Genomic DNA, 25,663 nt, shown 5'->3' on the forward strand with positions numbered 1-25,663 from the left:
TGAGAGGAGATTATACAATTACCAAGCCACGGTTTTCTTCCTTTCTTTTTCAAAAATTAACGATTTTTATATAATTCAATAAAATCCGAAATGATATCACGCAACAACAAAGTTGTCATCAAGTGGTCTTGACCGTGAACGAAGATAAAACCAAGTTCCAAATCTTCACCGCCTGCTTCTTGGGCTAACAGAGCAGTTTGTGCATTGTGGGCTTTAGCCAAATTGTCATCAGCGTCTTTGAGCGCTTTATCGATATTGTCAAAGTTGCCAGAACGCACTTCTTTTAGCAATTGAAGAAGTGTACTTCTTGCATCACCTGAGTAAGCCACAATTTCAAAACCTAACATTTGTAATTCTTTTTTATCCATTTTCAAAATCCCCTATTCTACAATTTTTGTATTGCTAATGTGTTTGTACCAATATGCTGACGCTTTTGGATAACGTTTTTGTGTTTCAAAATCCACATAGAACAAACCGTAGCGTTTATTATAGCCATTTGACCATGAGAAACAATCCATCAATGACCATAGGAAATATCCCTTAACATTAACCCCAGCATCAATTGCTTTGGCAAGTGATTGAAGGTAAACTTTCAAGTAATCGATACGCGGTTGGTCCATGATGATACCATCATCAAAGTTATCTTTGTACCCCATACCATTTTCTGTGATGTAGATTTTGTTGTAATGTGGGTAATCCGCTTTAATGCGAAGGAGCAAATCATACAAACCTTCAGGATAGATAATCCAGTCCCAATCTGTTCTTGGAATTCCTTCTTTGTAAATACGTTCCCCGATACCTTTCACTTTGTAAACTGATGTTCCTTTATCACCTGTACCGTTGTGATGGATAGCATTTTCACCATTGTAGGCTTTAACAAAGTGACATTGGTAATGATTGATACCAAGGTAGTCATTACGGTGACTAGCTTTTTTCATTTCCTCAAAGTCACTATCAAGAAATTCGTAGCTTGCATTGTTAGCAGCGCAGATTTCTTTAAGCGCTTTCATTGTTTCGTTTGAATAATAACCTAGATAAGTTGCATCAAGTAAGAAACGAATTGATAACGCATCATCTAGGAAAGCGGCATGTTTATCTTCTTCACTATCAGTTGCAGGGTATTTGGTTTCAAGAGAATGAACCACACCAATTTCACCTTGGTAGCCACCGTCTTTGAACAAATTAACCACACGCGCATGTGCATACATCATATTGTGCAAACATTGGATAACTTTTGAAAGATCGTATTTGATTCCTGGTGGGAAAATACCAAGCAAATATTGGTTAGTTGCAACTGGATAGATTTCATTAAACGTACTCCAGTGACGAACTTCTGTGAATTCTTCAAAACAGAATTTAGCGTAATCAACAAAAGCCTCAATCGTGTCACGGTTTAGAAAATCACCATTATCAAACAAAACTTTTGGCGTATCAAAATGATGAAGCGTTACAAAAGTTGTGATTCCACGTTTTTCACATTCTGCAAAAACTTTGTGGTAAAAATCAACTCCTTCTTGGTTAACCTCACCTCTACCATTTGGGAAAATACGACTCCAAGCAATCGATAAACGGAGTCCATTAACACCAAATTTTTCACAAAGCTCAATATCTGTTGGGTATTGGTGATAAAAATCGCTGGCTGGATTTGGACTGAAACGTCCTTGTTCAGCTAGGAAATCATCCCAAGCTACTGGACCTTTACCGCCTTCTTTAGTAGCTCCTTCAACTTGGTAGGCTGCTGTTGCACCACCAAAAATAAAATCTTCTGGTAATTGATACATAATTTTCTCCTTATTTCAATAAGCGTTGAATGTGAATCACAAGGTAAACACGTTCACTACGCGATAAATCTATTTTTAATTCTTGTTCAATCAAATCATAAATGGCCTGCCCAATTTGATAGGCTTTCGGATAATCTGATTTCACATATTCTTCCAAATTAATCAACGATGCATTGTCTTGCTGGTTCATCTGCAATCGATTAATGAGGTAGGTTAAATGAATCATCAAACGGTCGTAAAGATTACTGTTTTCTGCACTCCGCTTGATGTTATTTTTAGCCAATTCGTTCTCAATCAAAGCTAGCACTTTTTTAGTTGCATCCTCTTTGCTATTATCAGAAACTTCGTAATCACCTTTGGCATTAATGAAATGCAGAGCCATTCGTCCGACTTCATCATCTGGAAAAGTTACTGTCAACTTTTGACTTAAAATAGCAACAGCTTCTTGCCCCATTTGAAACTCCGTAACATACGCCGCTGAAATATCTGGTAAATGATTTTCCTGATAAGCTCCCTTTAAAAGCTTTTGATATACCGAATAAACGTGGTCGGTAAGGGTTACATATAGGTATTCCTGAACAGGAAAATGATATTTGGCTACCAAATCATCAATCATGTTATAAGTCACCGTTAGAATATCAAGCGGAATATTTTTCAAAAGGGTTAAAAAGTTTTCTTTGGATTCCTCTGTTTTCAAAAGAAAAACTTTCTCGACTTTGCTTGGAGTGATTAAATCACCTTTTTTCTTTTGAAAGACTATCCCTAGCCCCATGACAACGGCTTGTTCATCCTGCTCATTTTTTACCAGAGCGACATTATTGTTGAGCGCTTGTACAATCCGAAACATTCTACTCTCCTCACGTGGTTCCTAGACAAATAAAAAACCACAAACAAACTAGAATCCTCCCTTCTAGGTCATTTGCGGTCTTGCCTAATGTCTTAGTTACAATCCACTCTATTAATTTCTACGGTTATAATATAACACACAATTTTAACTTTGTAAACCCTTTCTTTGTATTTTTTTGATTTTTTTTGTTTATTTTTAAACAAATTCAAAAAATCGTAATATCGAAGGATTTTTTACTCGTTTCCCCACTCGCCACAAAGGTTACTTGACGTTTATCTTCTAAAATATCACTTTCATCAAGCGACGTTGACAATCCGCTCCACGGCTCTAGAGCAATAAAAGGGCTCTTATTGACGGTTGACCATAAAATCAAATTTGGAAAATCTTCAAAATCCAAACGCAATCCTTTATCATGTTTATGAGATTTCAAAGAAACGCTGCGTGAAGCTAATTTATCCAAAGTAATGGCATCTTTGGCAAACAAAGCATAATCCAAATTTAGAATATTTTGCTTTTCTAAAAATGGCGTACGCTTATTCACATCAAGAAGCCCTGTTTCTGGAAAAGATTCTGGAACAGTACAAGTTTCCTCTTTTTCAAATTCGAGATAATAATCTTCATAACACTCATCAGCAAGCAATGGGCAATTAAACCCAGGGTGCCCACCAATAAAGTAAGGCATGACCTTTTCTGTCTCTCGATTTGTCACTTGGTAACTTGTTTTAATCGTCTTTCCAATCAAAGTGTAAATGATTTTCAACTCAAAATCATAAGGATAATTGGCCAACATTTCCGCATCAGGGGTGATTGAAAAAGCAAAGCTATTTTCAGATAATGGTTCATAAGTAAAAGTCTTCTTACGCACCAAACCATGTCGCGGTATCACACCTGTAAAATGGGGACGGCTACTAGGACGATAAATAGCTTCATCATCACGTAAGCTCCCACAAATCGGAAATAATACTGGTGCTTGTGAACTCCAATACTCTGGATTTCCTTGCCACAAATATTCGACGCCGTCTTTATCTTTTATGGATGACAAAGCGCCACCAAATTCCTTAAACTGAACTGTTAAGAAATCATTTTTTAATTCAATAACCATTATTTTCTCCTAAATAAAATGAGAATGAACAGCCTCATAACTGCCATTCTCATCACGCGTAAAAACAAAATAATAAAAGAAGTTTTAGTGAGTTAGATTAGATGTAAAAATGCTAATGATATTATCTAATTAGTCTAGTTTCCGATAGTTGCTTATACCAATATGCACTCTTCTTTGGGTAACGTTGTTGAGTATCAAAATCAACATAAAACAAACCGTAGCGTTTATTATAGCCGTTAGCCCATGAGAAAACGTCCATCAATGACCAAAGGAAGTATCCTTGAACGTTAGCCCCTTCTTCAATAGTCTGTGCAACGGCTTCTAAATGTCCTTTGATATATTCAATACGCGGCTGATCATCAATCGTTCCATCAACGAAATCATCTTTATAGCCCATGCCATTCTCCGTAATATAAAGTTTTTTATAATTCGGATAATCTCGCACGATGCGCATAATCATATCATAAAGTCCCTGCGGATAGATTAGCCAATCCCAGTCGGTTCTTGGAATATCCATATCAAATTTATACTCTCCAATACCTTTGAAAGCATATAAAGATGTTCCCTTTTCACCAGTACCGTTAAGGTTGATGTCGTTTTCACCTTCATAATACTCAACAAAGGTACTCTGATAGTAGTTGATTCCTAAGAAATCAAGTAAAGGCGCTGCTGCTTTTAATTCTTCAAGATCTCCATCATAAACGGTGTAAGTTTTATTATTTTGAGACAGAACAGATGTTACAATTTCATCTGTTTCTGGTGATAATTCTCCCAAGAATGTTCTGTCTAGCAAGAAGCGATTTGACATTGTATCATCTTTTTTGGCAGCCAATCTATCCCTTTCATCTTCTGGATTATATGGATAGCGTTGTTCTAAAATGTGAATAATGCCAATTTCACCATTTAAATTCATCTTTTTATATTCAAGAACAGCACGCGCATGTGCTACCATCATATTGTGCATAGATTGCACCATCTTGCCATTTTCAAAACGCTCATTTGGTGGAAACTTGCCAAGTAAATACTGTCCCGCAGCTACGGATAGAATCTCGTTAAATGTAATCCAATAGTTGACTTCGTTTCCATACTCTTCAAAACAGAATTTAGCAAAATTGACGAAATGATCGATGTTTTCTCGGTTTAAAAAATCTCCATTATCAAACAAAACTTCTGGTGTATCAAAATGATGAAGAGTGACGAATGGTTCAACATGATGCTTGTGACACTCTGCAATTAAATCATGGTAAAAAGCAACACCCTTTGGATTAATTTCGCCAAAACCTTTTGGAAAGATACGTGACCAAGCAATCGAAATCCGAATACCGTTTAATCCAAAGCGCTCCGATAATTCTAAATCAATAGGATATTTATGATAAAAATCGCTAGCGGGATCACCAGAATAGTGACCTTCTTTTGCTAAATAGGTATCCCAGGCTACACGACCTTTACCATCTTCTTGGGTAGCTCCTTCGGCTTGATAAGCAGCCGTAGCTCCTCCTAAAATAAAATTTTCTGGTAACTGTTTCATAATAAGACCTTCTAATCTTCAAATTGTTTCATGACATACTCAAGAGAACCTTTCGGATCACGAGTCAAATTGATGTATTCCATACCTTCAGTCTTAGTCAATTTAATACCAAGACGATCTGTATCTTTCTTAATATCTTGGTAGTTTGAAGCAACTTGTGGCGCAAGAATAACCAAGTCATAGTCTTTTAACATATCTTGATGAGCACCGTAAGCTCCCGCCGCTGATGAAATATCAACATTATATTCTTTCGCAGCCTTGTTTAAAGCATTTGAGAGCAAACCACTAGTACCACCACCAGCACAAAGAACAAGAACTTTCTTGCTAAACTTATCTGAAGTTTGAATCGTCTCTGATACGACTGGTTCTTCTTCCACTTCTATAGCTTTTTCAACAACTGGTTCTACAGTTGTTTGTGTTTTAGTATCCGATACTGCTTGAGCATCAGCTGCCGCTTCTTGAGCCAAAATTTGATTGTCATATACTTTAAAGAATGGATAATAAACAAGAGTGTCTACCACAATCAAAACTACTGCTAAAACAAATGACATTCCTGCAAAGCCTGTTCCTAGAATTAGACCTAGAGGACCTGGTGTCGTCCACGGCAGAACATAAGAGAAACTATTCATCCCCAAAACTTCAACAAAGAATTTGAAAATCCAAACATTGAGAATAGGTGCAGCAATAAATGGAACAAAGAATACTGGGTTCAAAACGAGTGGTGCACCAAACAAAATTGGTTCATTAACACCAAAGGAAGTAGGCACAACTGCCGCACGCCCTATAGCTTTATTTTGTTTTGACTTCGCTAAAAGCATAAACATATATGGAACAACTAAAGTTGCACCAGTACCACCCATCGTTGCTACAAAATATTGCAAACCTGGTGTGATGATATTAGTAGCCTGTTGTCCTGCATCAAGAAGTGCCAAGTTTTTATCAATGTTGATAAGTGCAATAGCAGATATTGCTGGTTCTACAATAGAAGGACCATGGATTCCGATAAACCAGAACATTGCCATAGCACCATAGATAATAGCAATACCAAGATAACCATCCGCAGCAGTAAATAGTGGTTGGAATAATTGAATAACTGCCTGTGCAAAGTTAATACCAACAACTTGACGAATCACTAAATCAATAGCATACATGATAAGGATAGCTGCTGAAAGAGGGAAAATATCTTTGAAAGTTTGTGCAATATTCGGTGGGACTTCCGATGGCATTTTTATTGTGATATTACGTTTAATAAAGAAATTATAAACATTAACAGTGATAAAGGCTGCAACAAACGCCGAAAGCAAACCAGACGTTCCTAAATAGCTACTTCCAAAACCACCGTCTATAGAATCCGAAGAAAGAAGTAGGAAACCAACAATTGCTGTAATCAATGTTGCAATATTATTGATTTGGTTTGTTGCTGGTAGATCACGGTTAAAAGAATCCGTTAGATTTTTAGCCGTCGTTCCAGCTACTAGCATTCCCAAAATTCCCATTGAATAATTATAGGGCTTAACAATAAGTGCAGTCACTTCATCACTCCAGTAAAACCCCCAAATATTAGGAACATAGGCAATAAGCATAAAGATACTTGAAAAGATTATAATCGGCATACCCGCAATAAAACCATCTTTAATTGCCCGTAAATATTTGTTCCTGGAAACCTTTTCAAAGAATGGTTTCATTTTTTCGATTTGATTAACCAAGCCATTCATGAGCCTTCTCTCCTAATCTTTTTTATAAATATTAATTAAATGATGAATTAAGTCTTTAAGTAAGACCGTTGTCATAAGATGATCTTGCCCGTGCATCATAATCAGCCCCAAAGCAATATCTTCACCCGAAGCCTCTTTTGCCAACATGTCTGTCTGACTATTATGAGCAGCCACAAGAACTTTATTAGCTTCTTCAATCATTTCTTCTGCTTCATCAAACCTACTTTCTTCAGCAAGTTTTAATGCATCTAGCATTTTTGAACGTGCGTCGCCAGCTAGTGCTACAATTTCAAAACCTAACATAGTTACTTCTTCTTTATTCATTCTAATAACTCCTTCCTATTCTTATAAATTTTCGTCATTAAAAGTATATTGGAGTGCAAAAAGAGACCATTACATTGTTGTAGTGTTTGATAGTCTCTTGTTTTGCAGTTTCGCCTAATCAAATAGTTACGATCCGCTTTATAAAGTAGTAAAATTTCATCACCTTCTTACACTTTCTCACTCCATGAGCTGGCTGTTTTGGTAAGGACTGCGTTGAGTTCTTCGATATTCTTGCGTCCTTGTGTTCTTAGCCATTCACGCGCTGCGGCTTCGCCTTCTTCGATATACACTTGTACAGAGCCAGCCCAAGTAGCACGTCCGCAAAGGACACCGTTGAATTTAGCACCTGATTCAGCCGCAAATACCAACGTTTCTTGGAAAAGCTTTGCTGAAACACCTGCGCTAAGATAGATATATGGCAAATGACTTGCTGCTTCTTGGTCTTTGAAAGCTTTAGCAGCTTCTTCTTTAGTGTAAACCACTTCACCGTCCGCAAAACCTTCAACATATTTCATGTTGACAGGGACTTCAACCTTGAGCACATCAATACCAAAGCGGTCGTCAGAAAAAACTTTCATGGCTTCGTTAACTTTGTGAGGTTTTGCTTTGGCAAATACTGCGCTTGTATTGTCAGTGATGTTTTCATCATAAGTCAAAATCTCAAGGAAGAATGGCATATCTTCAGCTTTACATTCGGCACCAATGCGTTCGATATAAGCTTGTTTTTGAAGATTAACGTATTCATCACCATCAACGTCATAATAAAGCAAGAATTTCACTGCATCAGCTCCTTCTTCTTTAAGACGTTTAGCAGACCATTCGACTAAGCAATCTGGCAAGCGGCTAGTCGTTGTCGCATCATAACCTGTTTTTTCATAAGCAAGCAAAAGTCCAGCATTCGCATCACGAACCTTACTTGCTGGCAAACCATACTCAGGGTCAAGAAGAATAGATGACGCATACGGTGTCAATTCTTCTGAAACCAAGGCTTTCAATTGTTCGATTTGTTCAACACTTGGTTCTTCTGTTTGATAGTTTGCCATCATGCGTTTAAGTGCTCCACGTTGGTCAAATGCCAAAGCAGAAATCACGCCATCACGGCTAAGCTTCTCAAGTAATCTGCGTTTTTCTTGTGTTAATACCATTTTTCTTATACCTCTTCTACCTGAATTTGATTAAATAAGTTTTCGTAATTTGTCATATTGACATGACCTGTCATTTTTTCTTGAGCGTTTAACATACCAAGGGCATTCGCATGACGTAAGAAGTCTTTGTCGGAAAGGTTATGGATAATCGCTGACGCAATACCAGCCACCGTTGAATCACCAGAACCAACAGGATTGACCACATCGATTTTTGGAATGGTAACGCGGTAATAGTGGTCACCGTGTTTCGCAAAAGCTCCTTTGCTGCCTAGTGAAACAACCACCCAATCAATTCCTGCAAATAAATCAGCTTGCAAGATTTCTTTTAATTCATTCACATCATCGCTCACTTCTCTTCCAACAAGTTGTGATAATTCTTCTGTGTTTGGCTTGATAACAAACGGTTTGTCATCACCTGTTAAAACAGCTTCCAGAGCCTCACCAGAACAATCTAGCACCACTTTTTTGCCTTGCGAATTAGCAAGTCCAATAACTTTTTGATAATAATCCGTTTCAAGACCAACTGGAAGACTTCCTGAAATCGTGATGACATCATAAGACGGGCAAAGGTAACGAAAATGATTAAGAAAACCATCTGCCTCATCTTGGTCAATCATTGGGCCTGCTTCCAAGATTTCTGTCTGCAAGCCTTCATGCAACATCGCAATACAATTACGAGTTTCACCATGTATCTTGAAAAAACGGTGATTAATCTGACTTTTATCAAGTTGCTGCGTCAAAAAATCACCTAAATTTCCGCCAATAAGACCAGTTGCTGTCACATGATCCCCAATCTCTGACAGGACCCGAGTGACATTTAATCCTTTTCCACCTGCTGTTTTTTTAACTTCAGTGACACGATTTACCGTATCTAATTTCAATTCATCTAGTGGATAAGAGATATCAATTGACGGATTCAATGTTACTGTAAGAATCATCCTAATATCTCCTAATCGTGATATTCACCACGGTTCCATTTTTCAAGAAATTCATCAAAGAAATCTGGTGAACTTTGTTCTTCATTAACTGTTTCAACTTGAGCAATTTTTTCAATCAATGCTTTATTTTCTGCCGTTGGTTTGTATTCAGCTTTGATAAATGCTTCGATAATATCACCCATGAGAAGTTCGCCTGTGATTTTACCACCAAAACCGATGACATTAGCATTTAACTCTTCTTTAGCATAAATCGCTGTTGTCATATCACGAACCAAAGCTGAACGAATACCTGGAACTTTGTTAACAGAGTTGTTAATGCCAACACCTGTACCGCAAATACAAACACCTAAATCTGCTTGTCCACTTGTCACTGCTTCTCCGACTTTTTTACCAAAAATCGGGTAGTGTGTACGTGTGTGATCGTAAGTTCCACAATCAATGACCTCATAACCTTTTGATTTCAAGAAATCTGACACTGCCATTTTTTCTGTTGTTACGATATGGTCACATCCAATTGCAATTTTCATTTTATCTTCCTCGTTCCTAACACATTTTATTCAACATATCGACACGGATTTGGTGACGACCACCATCATAATGACCTTCCAAAAATCCTTTGACAATATTTTTAGCTAATCCAACTCCCACAATTTCTGACCCCATTGTAATCATACGAGCATTATTGTGGGCACGTGTCATGTAAGCAGAACGTTCATCAGAAACTTCTGCACAAATCATACCTTTGACCTTAGTTGCTGTCATAAAACTTCCAGCACCATAAGCATCAATCATAATGCCAAGATTACCTTCAGTGGTATTGACACCTGCTGCAACTGCAAGTGTATTGTCTACAAAATCTTTATCAACATCTGAAACGTCCTTGATGTCATAGTCATTTTCAAGCAAGTAATCCTTAATAATATTTTTTAAAGTTTCACCTGCAGCATCTGAACCAAGAATAATTGTCATTTTAACACCTCAAATTTTTCTTTTTTATCTAGATAATTTTTAAAAACGTTTTTTTATGTTTATATAATAAACCCTAAACAAACATTTGTCAACACATTTGTTTAATAATTTTTAAAATTGTTTGTTGTTTTGTGTTTGTTTTACATTTTAAAACCTTTCAGAAAAGCCTTGAAATCGGTAATTTTCAGCTATGTTACAAAAGTGTTTCAAGATGTTTCTTTTTTTTCTTATTTGTTGAGTTAGTTCTTTGTTTGTGATATGATAGTGACAAGGAAAAAAGAAAAGAAAGGAGATTGACATGCTGAAAAAAGAACGCCTTCAGTGGATTCTCGAAAAAATCAACGTCAAAGGTGTTATTACAGTTAACGACATCATTAAAGAGCTTGGTGTTTCTGATATGACTGTTCGTCGTGACCTTGACGAGTTAGACAAAGAAGGTTTGTTGATTCGTATCCATGGTGGCGCACAAAGTATTGATACACCAAAAGTAAAACCCAAATACGAAAAATCAAACACAGAGAAACAAGAATTACAAATCGAAGAAAAACGTGCCATCGCTAAATTTGCAAGCACTTTAATCCAAGAAGGCGAGACTATCTTTATTGGTCCTGGAACAACATTAGAACATTTTGCTCACGAACTTGTTGCTAAAAACATTCGCGTTGTCACAAATAGTTTGCCTGTGTTCACTATTTTGAACCAAAATAAAAGCACCGATTTAATCTTAACCGGTGGCGAATATCGCGATATTACAGGCGCATTTGTTGGTTCACTGACTGCTAATTATTTGCAAAACCTAAAATTCTCAAAAGCCTTTGTCAGTGCTAACGGTGTCTTTGGTGATTCTGTCGCTACTTACAGCGAAAGCGAAGGCGAAATTCAACGCATTGCGCTTGATAATGCCTTTAAAAAATTCTTACTCGTTGACCATGAAAAATTTGACAAGTATGATTTTTATGATTTCTACCAAATTAGCAAAATTGATCACCTTGTCACTGATGCAGATCTTTCAGAAGAGGCTAAAGAAAAATTTGGTCAATTAACTGATATCATGGTCGCTGACGAATAAGTTTAGACAATAAAAAGTTACTTATCATTTGGTAAGTAACTTTATTTTATGATGAAAACCCAAAAAAGCCCTACGTCGTTAGACGTAAGGCTTTTTGGGTTGTATTCTAGAAGAGTTCTGTTTTGGATAGCGTTAAATTAGCGAATAGCTGCCTCCGTTTCTGGGTCAAAGAAGTGACCTTTAGCAACATTCAATGTCAATTCCACTTTTGAACCTGGTTGGTAAACATCACGCGCATCCGCACGAGCAACAAGTTCAGTGTTACCTACTTTAACGTAAAGCATTGTTTCAGCACCGAGCAATTCAGAAACAGTAACTTCAGCTTCAAGAGTTGCTCCTGGGTATGTTTCACGAGCAAGTGGGTTGTTTGAGATATCTTCTGGACGGATACCGAAGATGACTTTTTTACCATTGTAACCTTTAGTTTCAAGTAATTTCTTTTGACCTTCTGGCAAAGTAATTGTGAAACCTGAGTCGCTAACCAAGGTATTATCTTTGACTGTTCCTTCAAAGAAGTTCATGGCTGGACTTCCGATGAAACCAGCAACGAATTTGTTAGCTGGACGGTTGTAAAGTTCTTGTGGTGTACCAATTTGTTCAACGCGACCGATTGTTCCTGAACCGTCAGGGTTTTTAGTAGAACTCATGATAACAATACGGTCAGCAAGTGTCATGGCTTCTGTTTGGTCGTGAGTAACGTAGATTGTTGTTGAACCGATACGACGGTGAATTTTAGCAATTTCAGCACGCATTGACACACGAAGTTTGGCATCCAAGTTTGACAAAGGTTCGTCCATCAAGAATACTTTGGCATCACGCACGATAGCACGACCCATGGCAACACGTTGACGTTGACCACCTGAAAGGTCAGCAGGTTTACGTTGAAGGAATTCTGTCAAGCCAAGAATTTGTGCGGCTTCACGAACACGTTTATCGATTTCATCTTTTTTGTATTTTCTAAGTTTTAGACCAAATGCCATGTTATCATAAACAGTCATGTGCGGATAAAGGGCATAGTTTTGGAAAACCATGGCGATGTCACGGTCTTTTGGTGCTTTGTCATTAACAACTTCACCATCAATTTTAAGTTCACCTTCTGTGATATCTTCAAGACCAGCTACCATACGAAGAGTTGTTGATTTACCACAACCTGAAGGTCCAACGAAAACGATAAATTCTTTATCTTTAATGTCAAGATCGAAATCTTCAACAGCATAGTGGCTTGCATTTGGGTATTTTTTGTAAATATGATTAAGATTAAGTTCTACCATTTTTTAACTCCTTTGATCTATGTGGCTTCATTATAACAAAGATAACGCTTACAAACCATAGTCAGGAGTTACAAGATTTTTTGTGCAATGTGCCCAAAATCTAATTTTCCATAATTAACAAATAAGAAAAAGCCAAATCATTAAGATTCTTTAAATTTAGCCCAGATAATAGGCGAAACTTTTCAAGTTTATAGTGGAGAGAATTACGATGAATATAAAGACTTTGCGCCGTTTTAGCAAGATTTCCTTGTTCTTGCCACATGGTCATAATAATCATTCTGATATCTTTACTGTCATCAATCGCTTGTAGAATTTTATGCTTAATAGCTGGCAAATCAAGCTGATGTGCATAGGCCAAAAGCAACATTTGTGAAAAACTTATCGTCCGTTCATTACCACGATAATGTCTCATATTGGCAAATAAGCGGCTTTCTTCTCTGTAAAAGGCAGGTAAATCATCTGCCTGAAACTTACACCACACATTACCAAAGAAAATCGTCAACTTAATCCCAAAGTCACTTTCCAAAGTTGGTAGCACATCATTTATTAATTCTTCCGCTTCAATTAATTCTTCTTGATTCAGAATAAGCAAGGTCCGAGTCTTTGAAATCACTACAGGCGCAAGCAAATTTGGCAATAGTGTTGTAAAAAAATCAAATAACTCTTCTGGCAAGGCCTCCTTGTGATCGATATAAATGATTTGAAGGGATTTGTAATCTTGTGCCAGGCTTAAATCATCTTGGACTAAGTAACGATACCAAGGATTTTCAGTCACCTTATCATCTAAGATGCCATCATTTTTCAAAGCCAAAAGAGCTTTTTCTCGCTCACTAAGATTTGCTAAAGGAAGGTAATAGGTTTGACCATTTTCTTCAACAGCTACCCATTCTTCTGAATGCTCAACTTTTCCAGCTTCAACAGCTTCTGGAAATAATCTCTCTAGTGACATACTCCACCTCCGTTCTTCTCCAATCTAGACTTACCGCGATTGTGTATCCAAGATAATGGTAACAGGTCCATCATTAACAAGGCTAACTTGCATATCTGCACCAAAAACACCAGTTTCAACGGGAACAAATTGGGCTAAAGCTTCATTGAAAGTATCGTACATTGCTGATGCTTTATCAGGCTTAGCAGCTCCTGTAAATGCAGGGCGGTTTCCTTTTTTTGTATCAGCAAACAAAGTAAATTGAGATACTGACAAGATACTTCCCTTAATATCTTGAACTGACAAATTCATCTTGCCCATATCATCTGAAAAAATACGCATATTAGTGATTTTACGCACCGCATAATCAAGATCTTCTTGGGTATCATCTGGTCCTACTCCAACTAGCAATAATAATCCTTGATTGATATCTCCAACAAGCTCATCCTCAATCACAACTTGCGCTTCTTTTACACGCTGAATGACTACTTTCATGTCTAATCCTTTCTGAAAATAAATTCGCTTGCATTACTGTCATTTTACCATTTTCAGAAAAATAAAAAAAGGAAATCCAGGACTTTTACCCTAGATTTCCTTTTATGATTTCCTACCCATTGGTACGTTTAACGGAATAAACGTCTGGGATAATTTTAATTTTATCAACAACCGCTGTTAATTCTGTCAAGTTAGGAATCGTGAAGCTGACGTGGATATTAGCAAACTTCATATCCTTACTTGGCTGAGCATTGACAGTTGAAATATTCTTAGTGACATTTGAAAGGACTTGAAGAACATCGTTTAGAAGCCCTGAACGGTTCAAACCATAAATATCAATTTCAGCTATGTAATCATTATTGGCGCAAGAAGTATCATCCCATTCAACTTCAATCAGACGTTGTTCGTACCCTTCTTGACTCTTGATATTATGGCAGTCTGCACGGTGGATAGCAACTCCACGACCTTTGGTAATATAACCTTCAATTGGATCACCTGGAACTGGGTTACAACATTTGGCGATACGCATCAAGAGACCCGAAGCTCCTTGGATGATAACGCCGTTTTCACTACGAACTTTTAAGACATCTTTGTTTTCTGTCTTGATTTCGCCACCGTTCATCAATTCATCTGCTTCAGCTTTCGCTTTAGCACGTTCTTCTTCGCGGCGTTCTTTTTCAGTTAGTCGGTTGAAAACAGCAGCTGCGCTAATTTCACCAAATCCAACGGCCGCATAAAGAGCTTCTTCACTACGGACACTAAAGCGTGGCAAAATAGCTTCAAGGTGTTTTTTATCAAGGTATTTATTAGCCACATAGCCTTGATCTTGGAAATAATCCACCAAAAGTTCACGACCTTTGTTGACGGACAATTCCTTATCTTGATTTTTCAAGAATTGACGGATACGGTTACGGGCTTTGTTTGTCTTAACAATCTTAATCCAGTCGCGGCTTGGTCCAAATGAATTTGGATTAGTCACAATTTCGACTACATCACCTGTTTTTAGTTTAGCTGTTAGTGGTACCATACGGCCATTAACTTTAGCACCGACGGCCTTTTCACCAACTTGAGTGTGGATAGCATAAGCAAAATCAATTGGTCCTGAATCTTTTGGCAATTCTTGCACAGCACCTGTTGGCGTAAAGACATAAATACGTTCTGAGAAGATATCTTGTTTAACTGAGTCGACAAAGTCTACCGCATCACCATTTGAGGCGTCTTGCAATTCAACCAACTCTTTTATCCAACTCATACCGACAGCTTGTTCTTGGCTGTCTACCTTGCCTTTAATTCCTTTTTTATAAGCCCAGTGAGCGGCTACCCCGTATTCAGCAACTTGGTGCATTTCTTTGGTACGAATTTGAATTTCGATTGGTCCTTTTGGTCCATACACAGTCGTGTGAATTGACTGATAACCATTAGCTTTAGGGGCGGCAATGTAATCTTTAAAGCGGCCCGGCATTGGACGCCACAACTCATGAATGTAACCAACCATAGCATAAACGTCACTAGGTGTCTCCATGATACAACGGATGGCAATCAAGTCATAGATTTGGTCAAAACGTTTCTTTTTATCACGCATCTTGCGATAAATAGAATAAATGTGTTTTGGTCGACCATAAACATCGCCGAAAAGACCTTGTTCTTCAGTGTAGTCTTTGATTTTCTTAACAATCTCATCAACCAAAGCTTCACGTTCTCGACGTTTCTCATTCATCATGTGAGAAATCTTATAGAACTCAATTTCATTAAGGTAACGGAAAGACAAGTCTTCCAATTCCCATTTGATACGGCTAATCCCCAAACGATGAGCCAGTGGAGCATAGATTTCCATGGTTTCACGTGAAATGCGTTCTTGTTTGTCCTTACGAAGATGCTTCAAAGTACGCATATTGTGGAGACGGTCTGCCAATTTTACCAAAATCACACGGATATCCTTAGACATAGCCATCAACATTTTGCGGTGATTTTCAGCAAGCTGTTCTTCATGTGATTTGTACTCAACTTTACCAAGTTTTGTAACGCCATCTACGATAATACGGACATCTTTACCAAATTCCGCCTCAATCTCATCCAAAGTGATATCAGTATCTTCAACAACGTCATGCAAAAAACCACAAGCCACTGTCACCACATCAAGATGAAGATCTGCTAAGATACCCGCAACTTGGATAGGATGGATGATATAAGGCTCGCCTGATTGCCTAACTTGTGAGATATGTGCTTTTGTTGCGTAATCCAATGCTTTTTGAACAATCGCTACATCAGATTCGCTCATATATTGGGCCGTTAGGGCAACGACCTCTTCACCCGTCAAATTCACAATTTTTGCCATAAGGACCTCTTCTTTGCATACAGATTTATATTGTATATTATTTTAACACTAAACGCCCCAAAATACCAATGCCTTATCCATTTTAAAGACTTTGTTTACTAAATAAAAAAGAGGCTTGAAAATTCATCAAGCCTTAAACTGTTATTTGCTATTTAAGAAATTAGAAACGGCTCCTAAAAGGTTGGCGTCATTTTGGAATTGGCAAGTTTTCACTTGGTATTCTAATCCGTGAGCATCGGTTTTTTCGACCAATTTTTGCAGACGTTTTTCAAGTTCTGGCACCAAATCTTCACGCGCAGAAATACCGCCACCAATACCGACCAAATCAGGGTTAATGCTGACAAGGCAGTTAAAAATGCCGATAGCAATGACATCATACATTTCTGACAAGGCAGCCTTCGCATCGCTATTGCCAGCATCTGCCAAATCAAATAAATCTTTGCCAGTAAAATCAGTCAAGCCATGTTCTTTAGCATATTTTTTAGCCACGGCAACGGGACTAGCTAGATTACTAAGCGTAATGCCGTCTTTGATAATCATGAAACCAAATTCACCGCCGTACAAACTGCTTCCTTTGTACAATTTACCATCAAGGCAAACCGCACCACCAATACCTGTCCCAAGAATGAAGTAAATTGATTTTTTACTGTCTTTTCCGATACCAAATTGACTTTCAGCAAGACCTGCACAGTTAGCATCATTTTCAATAGTTACTGGAAGGCCAAACATTGCTTCCAATTCATCAATAATCTTGAAATGATGAATGTATGGGATAGCACTGAAGCCTTTAATCACACCTTCTTCAGTATCCACAGCACCAGGGCTAGAGATAGCAACTCCTTTGGTATCAGCATCCGCTAACTCTGTGAAGACACGATGCAAGTTTTCTTTCATTTCTTCCCAAGTTTTGGGAGTTGGAAAGGAACCTTTTTTATCAATGGCACTGTCTTGGTAACGGCCATATTTTACAGAAGTTCCACCAATATCAAATACGACTAAATTCATTTTCTTCTCCATTTCTACGTAGCAAGATCACTGCTAGCGGTGTGTTAAAACAATCTCCAATGAAAATTCATCATAACGATGTGTACTAATTGAATATTCAAATGCGGCACCATTTGTTAAATACCCCGTTTGAACAGCTACTGCTACAGGATCACCTTGTTCAAGTGCCAAGTAGTCAGCTTCTTCATCTGTCGCACGTCGAACAGTAATCGTACGGTGGCCTGATTGAATTTTTAAACCAAGGTCATTTTCAATGTAGTCATAAATCGAATTTTCCACATGCTCGATTTTCAAACCTGTAATCAAATCGATTGGCATGTAAGTTTCTTCGATAACCGTTGGTTTATCATCAACTAAGCGGACACGATGAATTTTATAAACGAAGCTTGTTTCCTTAATTTTTAGTTTTTCTGCAATTTCCGCGTCTGCTTTCACAACCGTAAAATCAATCACGCGACTTGTAATTTTTTTGTCTGGATAAAACGCTGTTGTCCCCATCATTTGGATATCCATCAACATTTTCTCCATTTTTTCAACTGACAGGTCCATGACAAAAGTCCCTGCTCCACGACGTTTGTAAATCAAGCCTTCTGTAACGAGAATATCTAAAGCTTTTTTGACCGTCATCTTACTAACCTTGTACGTGCGACAAAAATCTTTTTCAAAAGGCAGCTGTTCATTCGGTTGATAAACACCTTCTAAAATTTTCTTACGCACATCATTTGCAATAAGGTTATATTTTTCCATTACTTCTCCTCTAAATCTAATATATAAACTAATGCATATTATTATCTATATTTTAAACTAGAAGAGCTAAAGTTCCAAATGTTAATTGATAATTTCTTGTAAATGATACTTTTTCCCATAAAATGTAACCATAAAAAACCAAAACAGCCCAGGAGATTTTAAAAGTTGCTCTGATTTTTATGGTTAACTAATAAAATTCTTCAATTACTGGATAATAAATTTGTCAATTAATAAGCTATTCACCTCCTCCTTCTTTTGACAGCTTCATTTTATCATTTTATTTTATAAAAGTATATACTTTTATAAAGAATTATGTTATACTTTTTTTGGATGCGCTTCCTGAAACTTTATTGATGTTTTTGTATACAATTACTAGCACATGTCACAAAAAGGAGATTTACACAACTAACACTATTAATGTCTAAATTGAACACTTAGTTTTAACATTTGGGAGAGGAGAAAACTAATGAATAAAAAACTCGTCGGATCATTAACAGCGCTAGCTTTGCTTACTGGTGCTGTGTCAGCTCATGAGGTAAAAGCTGATGCTATTGTTTCAGGGAATACTTATAAAATCACAGCTAGACATAGCGGAAAAGTTCTAGATGTTGCTCGTGGGGCAAAAAATGCGGGCGCTAATGTCCAACAATGGGATGATACTAACGGTACCAATCAAAAATGGACAGTCGTTGATACAGGAGACGGTTATTACAAATTGGTATCAGTGAACAGCGGAAAAGTTCTCGACGTCGCTTCTGCAGCAACTTACGATGGTGCAAATGTTCAGCAATGGGATGATACTAACGGAACTTACCAAAAATGGAAAATCGTTGATAATGGTGATGGCTCTTACAAGTTAGTCTCAGCAGTTAGCGGAAAAGTTCTTGACGTCGCTTACGGTGCGACAAATGCAGGCGCTAATGTCCAACAGTGGTCAGACACCAATGGCACAAACCAAAAATGGGAATTCACAAAAGTAAATGATGGTGGAAATACTAACCCTTCTGACACAACACCTACTACGACAACTGGTTTCCACACTAGTGGCACAACACTTTACGATGCCAAAGGAAATCCATTTATCATGCGTGGTATCAACTACCCATATGCTTGGTATAAAGGACAAGAAGATACTGCTATCCCTGCAATCGCAAGAACAGGTGCCAACTGTATTCGCATCGTCATGGGTGACGGGCAACAATACAGCAAAACATCACTTGCTGAAATTCAAAAATTATTGCAACTTTGTAAAGACAACCACTTGATTGCAATCGTTGAAGCACACGATGCTACGGGTTCTGATAACATCCAAGATTTGGAAAATGCGGCAAATTATTGGATTGAAATGAAAAACGCCCTCATTGGAAACGAAGCAAATGTTATTTTGAACATTGCTAATGAATGGGCTGGTTCTTGGGATAGTTCTACTTGGGCAGCAGGTTATCAACAAGTTATCCCAAAACTTCGTAACGCTGGTATTAAAAACACTATCATGGTTGATTGTGCTGGCTGGGGACAATATCCAAAATCAATCGCAGATGCTGGCCAAAGCGTCGTCCAATCCGATTCAGAACACAACCTTATTTTCTCAATCCATATGTACGAATACGCTGGTGCCTACGGTGCTGTACAAAACAATATTGACTCATCATTAGCCGTTGGTGCACCACTTTGTATCGGTGAATTTGGTATCAAACACACTAATGGTCCTATCGATTACAAGACTATCATGAGCTACTCTCAAGCCAAAGGTGTCGGCTATCTAGGCTGGTCTTGGAAAGGAAATAGCAGCGAGCTTGCTTACCTCGATATGGTTCAAGACTGGGCTGGCACACAATTAACCGAACAAGGTAATGCTATTCTTAACGACCAAAATGGTATCAAAAATACGTCAAAATCTTGTAGCATTTTTGACTAAATCATGCATTAGCTAATACTACCCACATTAAGAGCCTGAGGCAAAAACTTCAGGCTCTTATATTTTAACGTGTGAGAAAGCTTGCTTCCTCGACTATTTATTTTTGACATAGAATTTAAAATTTTCTGAATATTTGATATAATGTTAGCTAGACATGTTTTATTCTAAAAGTTTTTGTGGCTTTTGGTGAAAGGAGACTCTCATGAAAAATACCGTATTGAGCTTTCAAAAAGCTAAAGCAGACGGTAAAAAGTTAACCATGTTAACCGCCTACGACTACTCAACAGCAAAGTTAATCGATAGCACTGGTGTCAACAGCATTCTTGTTGGCGACTCTCTTGGGAATGTCATGTTAGGGTACGATGATACCATTTCAGTCACTATGGAAGATATGATTCACCATGGTAAGGCTGTATGCCGCGGCGCTAAAAATGCTTTGGTCATCGTAGACATGCCATTTATGTCTTATCAAGTTTCTGTTGAGAAAGCTGTGGAAAATGCTGGGCGTTTGATGAAAGAGACTCACTGCCAAGCAGTCAAATTAGAAGGCGGCAAAAGTGTCTGCCCACAAATTAAAGCGATGGTTGATGCAGGAATCCCAGTTTGTGCTCACCTTGGTCTAACCCCTCAGCACATCAATGCTTTTGGTGGTTTTAAAGTTCAAGCTAAAACCGAAGATGCTGCCAAACAACTTTTAGAAGATGCTAAAGCCGTTCAAGAAGCTGGTGCTTTTGCAGTGGTTCTTGAAGCTATCCCCGCTAAGCTAGCTCAACTTGTTACTAAGCAGCTCAATATCCCGACAATCGGAATCGGCGCTGGCAATCAAACAGATGGTCAAGTGCTAGTTTATGCTGATTTATTAGGATTATTCTCTGATTTCACACCAAAATTCGTCAAACGCTACGCTAATATTGGTGCACTCATTTCAGATGCCGTTACATCTTATATCGAAGATGTAGCCAATCAAAAATTTCCAACACCTGATAATGAATATCACATTGATGACAGTATTATTGAAAAACTCTACTAATTAGAAAAGAGGCATGACATTACATGAAAATCGTTCACACTGTTGAAGACGTTAGAAAAGCTGTTCAAGCTTGGAAAGCAGAGGGAAAAACTATTGGACTTGTTCCTACCATGGGTTACCTACACGAAGGACATAAGAGCTTGATTGACAAAGCTGTTGCCGAAAACGACCACGTTGTTGTCAGCGTTTTTGTCAATCCCATTCAATTTGCTCCGACTGAAGATCTTGAAAGCTACCCACGTGATTTAGAGCAAGATGCTAAACTCTGTGAAGCAGCTGGTGCTAGCCTGATTTTCAATCCAGAACCTAGCGACATGTACTCTCCTACTTTTTCAAGTTTCATTGACATGTCAACATTGACAAAAGGTCTTTGCGGGAAAACACGTCCAATTCACTTTCGTGGCGTTTGTACCGTTGTTGGAAAACTCTTCAATATTGTCGAGCCAAATAAAGCTTACTTTGGTCAAAAAGATGCGCAGCAACTCGCTGTTATCAAACACATGGTTGAAGATTTAAACTTCAACCTTGAAATCGTTGGCTGTCCAATTGTCCGTGAGGCTGATGGTCTGGCTAAAAGTTCTCGTAATACTTATCTCTCAGCTGATGAACGAAAAGCTGCGCTAGTTCTCTCACAAAGTTTGGCACTCGCTGAAAAAATGATTAATGACGGTGAAAAAGACACTAACAAATTAAAACAAGCCATGACAACTTTCATCGAAAAAGAACCTTTGGCTAAAATCGATTATGTAGAATTTGTCGACTGGAAGACGCTTGAACCTGTCAGCGAAATTGAACGTCCTGTTCTCAATGCTATCGCTGTCTATATCGGCAAAACACGCTTAATCGACAATCACATTTACGAGTAAGGGAGAAAAAACGTGCACATTCAAATGCTAAAATCAAAAATCCACCGCGCTGTGGTTACAGGTGCTGAAGTGGATTATGTTGGAAGTATCACCGTTGACCCAGAATTATTTGAAACAGCTGGAATGGTAGAATACGAAAAAGTTCAAATTGCTGATGTCGAAACAGGTAGCCGCTTAGAAACTTACATCATCGCTGGCGAACCTGGTAAAGGCGAAATTTGCCTAAATGGTGCAGCAGCAAAACTCGTTAACGTTGGCGACCACGTTATCATCATGTCATACGCTGACCTTACGCCAGAAGAAGCTAAAACGCATAAACCGCGTGTTGTCTTCGTTAATGAAAAAAATCAACTCACGCGCTTCACACACTATGAAAAAGCTGGGCGTTTGTATGACCTTGAAGTTGAAAAATAAAAAGAAATCCGAAAATATCGGATTTCTTTTTATTTATACTTACTTATTATTTTTCATTTGGATGACTAGCGATAATTTCTAGATTACCATCAAACTTCCATGTTTTAACGTCATTGGGAAGAATGAAATGATCTCCCTTTTTGACATTATAAACACAGTTATCCACCGTCAGACTACCTTGACCAGACAAAACACTAACCAAAAGATATGGAGCTGTTTGACTAAAAGCAACCTCACCAGACACCACCCATTTATAAACCGCAAAGAATTCATTTGACACCAAAAGGCTTGAAGTCAAGTTATCCACACCTATAGTCACAGGGGTGCTGTTAGCTGGCTCACCAATGGTCAAGACATCGATGGATTGTTTGATATGAAGATCACGAAGATTTCCAGCAGCATCTCGACGGTCAAAATCGTAGACACGATAAGTTGTATCACTTGATTGCTGTGTTTCCAAAATCAAAATGCCTTTACCAATGGCATGCATTGTGCCACTTGGTACGTAGAAGAAATCACCAGCTTTAACTGGAACTTTTGTCAACAAGTCATCCCAGTCACCTGACTCAATCATCTGACGAAGTTCTTCTTTTGACTTAGCGTTATGACCATAGATAATCTCAGAATCTTCATCCGCAGCAATGACATACCAGCATTCTGTTTTCCCAAGTTCTCCTTCATGCTCAAGAGCGTAAGCATCATCTGGGTGAACTTGGACACTAAGCCAATCGTTGGCATCCAAAATTTTAGTTAACAATGGAAAGACTTCTGATTTTGGATTGCCAAAAAGCTCTTTGTGCTCACGATAAAGTTTATCTAAGCCTTGTCCTTTATAAGTCCCATTATCCACAATCGACACACCATTTGGATGAGCTGAGATTGCCCAGTATTCACCAGTCGTTTCTGTTGGAATATCGTAACCAAACTCATCACGAAGCTTAGTTCCACCCCAAATTTTATCGTACATTTGCGCTTTTAAAAATAATGGTTCTGCCATAATTTATCCTTTCTTTCGGGGGATTTCCCCGTTCAGCAGTTAAGCCTGGAGACTTTTCTCCAGACTTAACCGTTACCCTATCGACTCTTAACTATTTTTAACATCTAGCAATGAATACCCGCGGACATCATAACGATTTCGCGTACGTGAATACTCAATCGGTCTACCATTTTCCAAATAAACCACTTGCTCAACTTGCAAAATCGGGTCATCATCCTTGCAAGTAAGGTAATCTTTGTCATAGTGGTCAGGCTTTTCAGCCGTAATATGACGATAAGACCCAGCAAATTTAAGTTCCAAAGTATTCCAAAGGTAATCATAAACGGATGCTAATAAAATACTATCATCCAGACCTGGAACTAAATCGCAAGCCATGTAAGTATGCTCAAGCGCATATGGCTTACCATCTAGGAGACGTAAACGAATAATTTTATAAACTGGTGTTGTCTGATCTACCTGAAGACGTTCTGCAATTTCCGCATTGGGAAATTCAACCGTAAACTCAATAATTTGACTCGTTAATTGTCGAGGGTCATCCTTCAAATCGTTACTTAAACCATTGTAGTTGTTCAATCGAAATTTTGAATCCTCTTTGTCCCAAAATGAGGAATTCAAAACCTTGGTGCCATTTCCTTGTTTTGAAATGACCAAACCTTCGATGGTTAACATCTCAATAGCTTTTTTCACCGTCATTCGACTAACGCCAAATTCCTTTGCCAAATCAGACTGAATCGGCAACATGGAATCAATCGGATACGTTCCATCTGAAATTCTAGCTCGAATAATCCCTGCAATCTCTTCATATTTTGACATAGATCGCTCCCACTCTACTTGTATAGACTAATATTTTTAAACTATAGTCATATTATAGCGCAGAGTCAGGTTGTTTGTCCAGCATATGCAAGAATGGTAACCAAATACAGCCAACAATCAAGCAGTCAACAATTTGAAGAAGTCCACCAGCAAGTGAGTTTGTCGCAATCATTCCACTAAAGAAGACTGGAACAGTCCAAGGAACTGAAACCCCTGTTGGTGCAGGAACAAGACCAATTGACATCACAAAGTAGTTAAGGGCTGTGACAATAATTGGTGAGATGACCCATGGAATAAGAATTGTAGCATTCAAAACGATTGGCAACCCAAAGATAACAGGCTCATTAACGTTAAAGATACCAGCCCCAAGTGCCAAACGACCAACATCACGATATTGTTTTTTCTTCATGATAAAGGCCATGATAATAACAACTGCAAGCGTCATTCCTGAACCACCAAGACCAACAGTAAATGTTTCCATGAATGGTTTTGAAATAATATGAGGAAGGTGTTCACCTGCCTTGTAAGCTTCCAAGTTTTCAAACATCAAAGTATTCCAAACAGGGTCCATGACTGAATTTACAAGAATTTGACCGTGAAGACCAAAGAACCATAGGAATTGAATAAAGAAGATTGCAACCAAAGTTGCCCAGATACTACTTCCAAGACCAACAAGCGGAACTTGAATAACGTTATAAATCACATCGTGAAGATTTGTTTTGAAACCAACTGTCACAACAGCATTAATCGCTGTAAAGACAGATAGGGTCAAAATAGCTGGAATCAAAGCTGCAAAAGACTTAGCAACTGCAGGCGGTACACTGTCAGGCATTTTAATTTGCCATCCTTTTTTGCTCGTGCGACTGTAAATTTCAGCAGCAAGAAAAGCAACAATCATCCCAAGAAACATTCCTTTTGCACCAAGGCGATCAAGACTCAAAACACTTGAAACTTTTTCGCCACCATCACTTGTTGTGAAAAACGGTGTCAAAATAAGGAAACTTGCAAATGAAATAGCACCCCCAAAAATACCTTCAACATCGTAAGATTTAGAAAGATAATAACCAATACCAAAAGTAACGAAGACTGTCATAATCGACATGGTAGCACTTTGACCACTACCAAGCAGGTCGTTTAAAAGCGCTTTCGTGCCATCGTTTAAAAAAGGAAGGTTACAAATAACCACGACAATTGACCCAAACATGGTCAAGGGGAAGGCAAGCATAAAGGCATCACGCAAAATCGATAAATAACGATTTGAAGCGAGCTTGTTTGCCAAAGGCAAAAGTTTGTCACTGATAGCATCTAGAAACTTGTTCATAAACACTCCTCTTTCCATTTATTTGTTTTTACATTATCATTATAACTTATTTTTCATAAAAGTCTAGTCTTTTTATATAAAAATATTGTCTTTTAATTTTAAAAG

The 25,663-nt window shown here is 38.1% G+C and carries 25 protein-coding genes; 5 read left to right on the forward strand and 20 right to left on the reverse strand.

Features of this window, described 5'->3' with window-relative positions; translation table 11 throughout:
• Positions 1–56 precede the first annotated feature (56 nt).
• From JG537_RS07185 to lacA, 11 genes are all read right to left on the reverse strand, one after another.
• A complete protein-coding gene (locus JG537_RS07185) occupies positions 57–368 on the reverse strand; it encodes a PTS sugar transporter subunit IIA (RefSeq protein WP_074965335.1) in 312 nt (103 codons plus the stop codon).
• Positions 369–380: 12 nt separating this feature from the next.
• Entirely contained in the window at positions 381–1,781 is a 1,401-nt protein-coding gene (lacG, locus tag JG537_RS07190) for a 6-phospho-beta-galactosidase (RefSeq protein ID WP_199544622.1), read from the reverse strand.
• Positions 1,782–1,791: 10 nt separating this feature from the next.
• Positions 1,792–2,628, reverse strand: coding sequence for a PRD domain-containing protein (locus JG537_RS07195; RefSeq protein WP_199544630.1), 837 nt, complete (start codon positions 2,626–2,628; stop codon positions 1,792–1,794).
• 205 nt (positions 2,629–2,833) lie between these two features.
• On the reverse strand, positions 2,834–3,730 hold the full coding sequence (locus JG537_RS07200; protein WP_199544631.1) for an aldose 1-epimerase family protein: 897 nt from the start codon (positions 3,728–3,730) through the stop codon (positions 2,834–2,836).
• A 121-nt stretch (positions 3,731–3,851) separates the two neighbouring features.
• A complete protein-coding gene (gene lacG / locus JG537_RS07205; protein ID WP_199544632.1) occupies positions 3,852–5,258 on the reverse strand; it encodes a 6-phospho-beta-galactosidase in 1,407 nt (468 codons plus the stop codon).
• 11 nt (positions 5,259–5,269) lie between these two features.
• Positions 5,270–6,973, reverse strand: coding sequence for a lactose-specific PTS transporter subunit EIIC (locus JG537_RS07210; protein ID WP_199544635.1), 1,704 nt, complete (start codon positions 6,971–6,973; stop codon positions 5,270–5,272).
• A 12-nt stretch (positions 6,974–6,985) separates the two neighbouring features.
• Positions 6,986–7,297 carry a PTS lactose/cellobiose transporter subunit IIA gene (locus JG537_RS07215; RefSeq protein ID WP_199544637.1) on the reverse strand — a complete coding sequence of 104 codons (312 nt, stop codon included), beginning with the start codon at positions 7,295–7,297 and terminating at the stop codon, positions 6,986–6,988.
• Positions 7,298–7,464: 167 nt separating this feature from the next.
• A complete protein-coding gene (lacD, locus tag JG537_RS07220) occupies positions 7,465–8,442 on the reverse strand; it encodes a tagatose-bisphosphate aldolase (protein ID WP_199544638.1) in 978 nt (325 codons plus the stop codon).
• 5 nt (positions 8,443–8,447) lie between these two features.
• On the reverse strand, positions 8,448–9,380 hold the full coding sequence (locus JG537_RS07225; protein WP_199544639.1) for a tagatose-6-phosphate kinase: 933 nt from the start codon (positions 9,378–9,380) through the stop codon (positions 8,448–8,450).
• Between the two features lie 11 nt (positions 9,381–9,391).
• Positions 9,392–9,907 carry a galactose-6-phosphate isomerase subunit LacB gene (gene lacB, locus JG537_RS07230; protein ID WP_132868885.1) on the reverse strand — a complete coding sequence of 172 codons (516 nt, stop codon included), beginning with the start codon at positions 9,905–9,907 and terminating at the stop codon, positions 9,392–9,394.
• A gap of 16 nt (positions 9,908–9,923) precedes the next feature.
• Positions 9,924–10,349, reverse strand: coding sequence for a galactose-6-phosphate isomerase subunit LacA (gene lacA, locus JG537_RS07235; RefSeq protein ID WP_132868886.1), 426 nt, complete (start codon positions 10,347–10,349; stop codon positions 9,924–9,926).
• A 298-nt stretch (positions 10,350–10,647) separates the two neighbouring features.
• Between lacA and JG537_RS07240 the strand changes: the two genes are divergently transcribed.
• A complete protein-coding gene (locus JG537_RS07240; protein WP_132868887.1) occupies positions 10,648–11,418 on the forward strand; it encodes a DeoR/GlpR family DNA-binding transcription regulator in 771 nt (256 codons plus the stop codon).
• 137 nt (positions 11,419–11,555) lie between these two features.
• On the opposite strand, the gene JG537_RS07245 is transcribed toward JG537_RS07240, so the two are convergent.
• The 6 genes from JG537_RS07245 to JG537_RS07270 form a co-directional block, all read right to left on the reverse strand.
• Positions 11,556–12,689: an ABC transporter ATP-binding protein gene (locus JG537_RS07245; RefSeq protein ID WP_199544641.1), complete on the reverse strand. Its 1,134-nt coding sequence runs from the start codon at positions 12,687–12,689 to the stop codon at positions 11,556–11,558.
• Positions 12,690–12,789: 100 nt separating this feature from the next.
• On the reverse strand, positions 12,790–13,638 hold the full coding sequence (locus JG537_RS07250; RefSeq protein WP_199544642.1) for a helix-turn-helix domain-containing protein: 849 nt from the start codon (positions 13,636–13,638) through the stop codon (positions 12,790–12,792).
• A gap of 30 nt (positions 13,639–13,668) precedes the next feature.
• A complete protein-coding gene (dtd, locus tag JG537_RS07255; protein ID WP_199544643.1) occupies positions 13,669–14,112 on the reverse strand; it encodes a D-aminoacyl-tRNA deacylase in 444 nt (147 codons plus the stop codon).
• Between the two features lie 112 nt (positions 14,113–14,224).
• A complete protein-coding gene (locus tag JG537_RS07260; protein ID WP_199544645.1) occupies positions 14,225–16,447 on the reverse strand; it encodes a RelA/SpoT family protein in 2,223 nt (740 codons plus the stop codon).
• A 141-nt stretch (positions 16,448–16,588) separates the two neighbouring features.
• Complete coding sequence (locus tag JG537_RS07265) at positions 16,589–17,452, reverse strand: ROK family protein (RefSeq protein ID WP_199544646.1); 864 nt, start codon at positions 17,450–17,452, stop codon at positions 16,589–16,591.
• Between the two features lie 33 nt (positions 17,453–17,485).
• Positions 17,486–18,199, reverse strand: a complete 714-nt coding sequence (locus tag JG537_RS07270; protein WP_074965328.1) for a GntR family transcriptional regulator — start codon at positions 18,197–18,199, stop codon at positions 17,486–17,488.
• Between the two features lie 466 nt (positions 18,200–18,665).
• On the opposite strand from JG537_RS07270, the gene JG537_RS07275 reads away from it, so the two are divergent.
• The 4 genes from JG537_RS07275 to panD all read left to right on the forward strand — a co-directional run bounded on the left by JG537_RS07275 (position 18,666) and on the right by panD (position 22,427).
• Positions 18,666–20,117: an RICIN domain-containing protein gene (locus JG537_RS07275; RefSeq protein ID WP_132869964.1), complete on the forward strand. Its 1,452-nt coding sequence runs from the start codon at positions 18,666–18,668 to the stop codon at positions 20,115–20,117.
• Positions 20,118–20,319: 202 nt separating this feature from the next.
• Positions 20,320–21,147, forward strand: coding sequence for a 3-methyl-2-oxobutanoate hydroxymethyltransferase (panB, locus tag JG537_RS07280; protein WP_199544647.1), 828 nt, complete (start codon positions 20,320–20,322; stop codon positions 21,145–21,147).
• 23 nt (positions 21,148–21,170) lie between these two features.
• Entirely contained in the window at positions 21,171–22,013 is an 843-nt protein-coding gene (panC, locus tag JG537_RS07285) for a pantoate--beta-alanine ligase (RefSeq protein WP_199544648.1), read from the forward strand.
• A gap of 24 nt (positions 22,014–22,037) precedes the next feature.
• The gene (panD, locus tag JG537_RS07290) at positions 22,038–22,427 is read left to right on the forward strand and encodes an aspartate 1-decarboxylase (RefSeq protein WP_213085497.1); all 390 of its coding nucleotides are present in this window, start codon (positions 22,038–22,040) and stop codon (positions 22,425–22,427) included.
• A 46-nt stretch (positions 22,428–22,473) separates the two neighbouring features.
• Here panD and manA read toward each other — a convergent pair whose 3' ends face one another.
• From manA to celB, 3 genes are all read right to left on the reverse strand, one after another.
• Positions 22,474–23,424, reverse strand: coding sequence for a mannose-6-phosphate isomerase, class I (gene manA / locus JG537_RS07295; protein ID WP_199544655.1), 951 nt, complete (start codon positions 23,422–23,424; stop codon positions 22,474–22,476).
• Between the two features lie 87 nt (positions 23,425–23,511).
• Complete coding sequence (locus tag JG537_RS07300; RefSeq protein ID WP_132868996.1) at positions 23,512–24,237, reverse strand: GntR family transcriptional regulator; 726 nt, start codon at positions 24,235–24,237, stop codon at positions 23,512–23,514.
• A 52-nt stretch (positions 24,238–24,289) separates the two neighbouring features.
• On the reverse strand, positions 24,290–25,558 hold the full coding sequence (gene celB / locus JG537_RS07305) for a PTS cellobiose transporter subunit IIC (RefSeq protein ID WP_074564909.1): 1,269 nt from the start codon (positions 25,556–25,558) through the stop codon (positions 24,290–24,292).
• Between the last annotated feature and the right edge of the window lie 105 nt (positions 25,559–25,663).

It is taken from the genome of Streptococcus vicugnae (assembly GCF_016461705.1).
GTDB classification, from domain to species: domain Bacteria; phylum Bacillota; class Bacilli; order Lactobacillales; family Streptococcaceae; genus Streptococcus; species Streptococcus vicugnae.

Coding starts and splice junctions, on each gene's coding strand:
- JG537_RS07245 (WP_199544641.1), bottom strand. CDS start 12,689: ATGGTAGAACTTAATCTTAATCATATTTACAAAAAATACCCAAATGCA.
- JG537_RS07185 (WP_074965335.1), bottom strand. CDS start 368: ATGGATAAAAAAGAATTACAAATGTTAGGTTTTGAAATTGTGGCTTAC.
- lacA (WP_132868886.1), bottom strand. CDS start 10,349: ATGACAATTATTCTTGGTTCAGATGCTGCAGGTGAAACTTTAAAAAAT.
- lacG (WP_199544622.1), bottom strand. CDS start 1,781: ATGTATCAATTACCAGAAGATTTTATTTTTGGTGGTGCAACAGCAGCC.
- JG537_RS07270 (WP_074965328.1), bottom strand. CDS start 18,199: ATGGAAAAATATAACCTTATTGCAAATGATGTGCGTAAGAAAATTTTA.
- panD (WP_213085497.1), top strand. CDS start 22,038: ATGCTAAAATCAAAAATCCACCGCGCTGTGGTTACAGGTGCTGAAGTG.
- panB (WP_199544647.1), top strand. CDS start 20,320: ATGAAAAATACCGTATTGAGCTTTCAAAAAGCTAAAGCAGACGGTAAA.
- lacB (WP_132868885.1), bottom strand. CDS start 9,907: ATGAAAATTGCAATTGGATGTGACCATATCGTAACAACAGAAAAAATG.
- JG537_RS07215 (WP_199544637.1), bottom strand. CDS start 7,297: ATGAATAAAGAAGAAGTAACTATGTTAGGTTTTGAAATTGTAGCACTA.
- lacG (WP_199544632.1), bottom strand. CDS start 5,258: ATGAAACAGTTACCAGAAAATTTTATTTTAGGAGGAGCTACGGCTGCT.
- JG537_RS07210 (WP_199544635.1), bottom strand. CDS start 6,973: ATGAATGGCTTGGTTAATCAAATCGAAAAAATGAAACCATTCTTTGAA.
- celB (WP_074564909.1), bottom strand. CDS start 25,558: ATGAACAAGTTTCTAGATGCTATCAGTGACAAACTTTTGCCTTTGGCA.
- JG537_RS07250 (WP_199544642.1), bottom strand. CDS start 13,638: ATGTCACTAGAGAGATTATTTCCAGAAGCTGTTGAAGCTGGAAAAGTT.
- JG537_RS07275 (WP_132869964.1), top strand. CDS start 18,666: ATGAATAAAAAACTCGTCGGATCATTAACAGCGCTAGCTTTGCTTACT.
- JG537_RS07260 (WP_199544645.1), bottom strand. CDS start 16,447: ATGGCAAAAATTGTGAATTTGACGGGTGAAGAGGTCGTTGCCCTAACG.
- JG537_RS07200 (WP_199544631.1), bottom strand. CDS start 3,730: ATGGTTATTGAATTAAAAAATGATTTCTTAACAGTTCAGTTTAAGGAA.
- dtd (WP_199544643.1), bottom strand. CDS start 14,112: ATGAAAGTAGTCATTCAGCGTGTAAAAGAAGCGCAAGTTGTGATTGAG.
- JG537_RS07300 (WP_132868996.1), bottom strand. CDS start 24,237: ATGTCAAAATATGAAGAGATTGCAGGGATTATTCGAGCTAGAATTTCA.
- lacD (WP_199544638.1), bottom strand. CDS start 8,442: ATGGTATTAACACAAGAAAAACGCAGATTACTTGAGAAGCTTAGCCGT.
- JG537_RS07195 (WP_199544630.1), bottom strand. CDS start 2,628: ATGTTTCGGATTGTACAAGCGCTCAACAATAATGTCGCTCTGGTAAAA.
- JG537_RS07225 (WP_199544639.1), bottom strand. CDS start 9,380: ATGATTCTTACAGTAACATTGAATCCGTCAATTGATATCTCTTATCCA.
- panC (WP_199544648.1), top strand. CDS start 21,171: ATGAAAATCGTTCACACTGTTGAAGACGTTAGAAAAGCTGTTCAAGCT.
- JG537_RS07265 (WP_199544646.1), bottom strand. CDS start 17,452: ATGAATTTAGTCGTATTTGATATTGGTGGAACTTCTGTAAAATATGGC.
- JG537_RS07240 (WP_132868887.1), top strand. CDS start 10,648: ATGCTGAAAAAAGAACGCCTTCAGTGGATTCTCGAAAAAATCAACGTC.
- manA (WP_199544655.1), bottom strand. CDS start 23,424: ATGGCAGAACCATTATTTTTAAAAGCGCAAATGTACGATAAAATTTGG.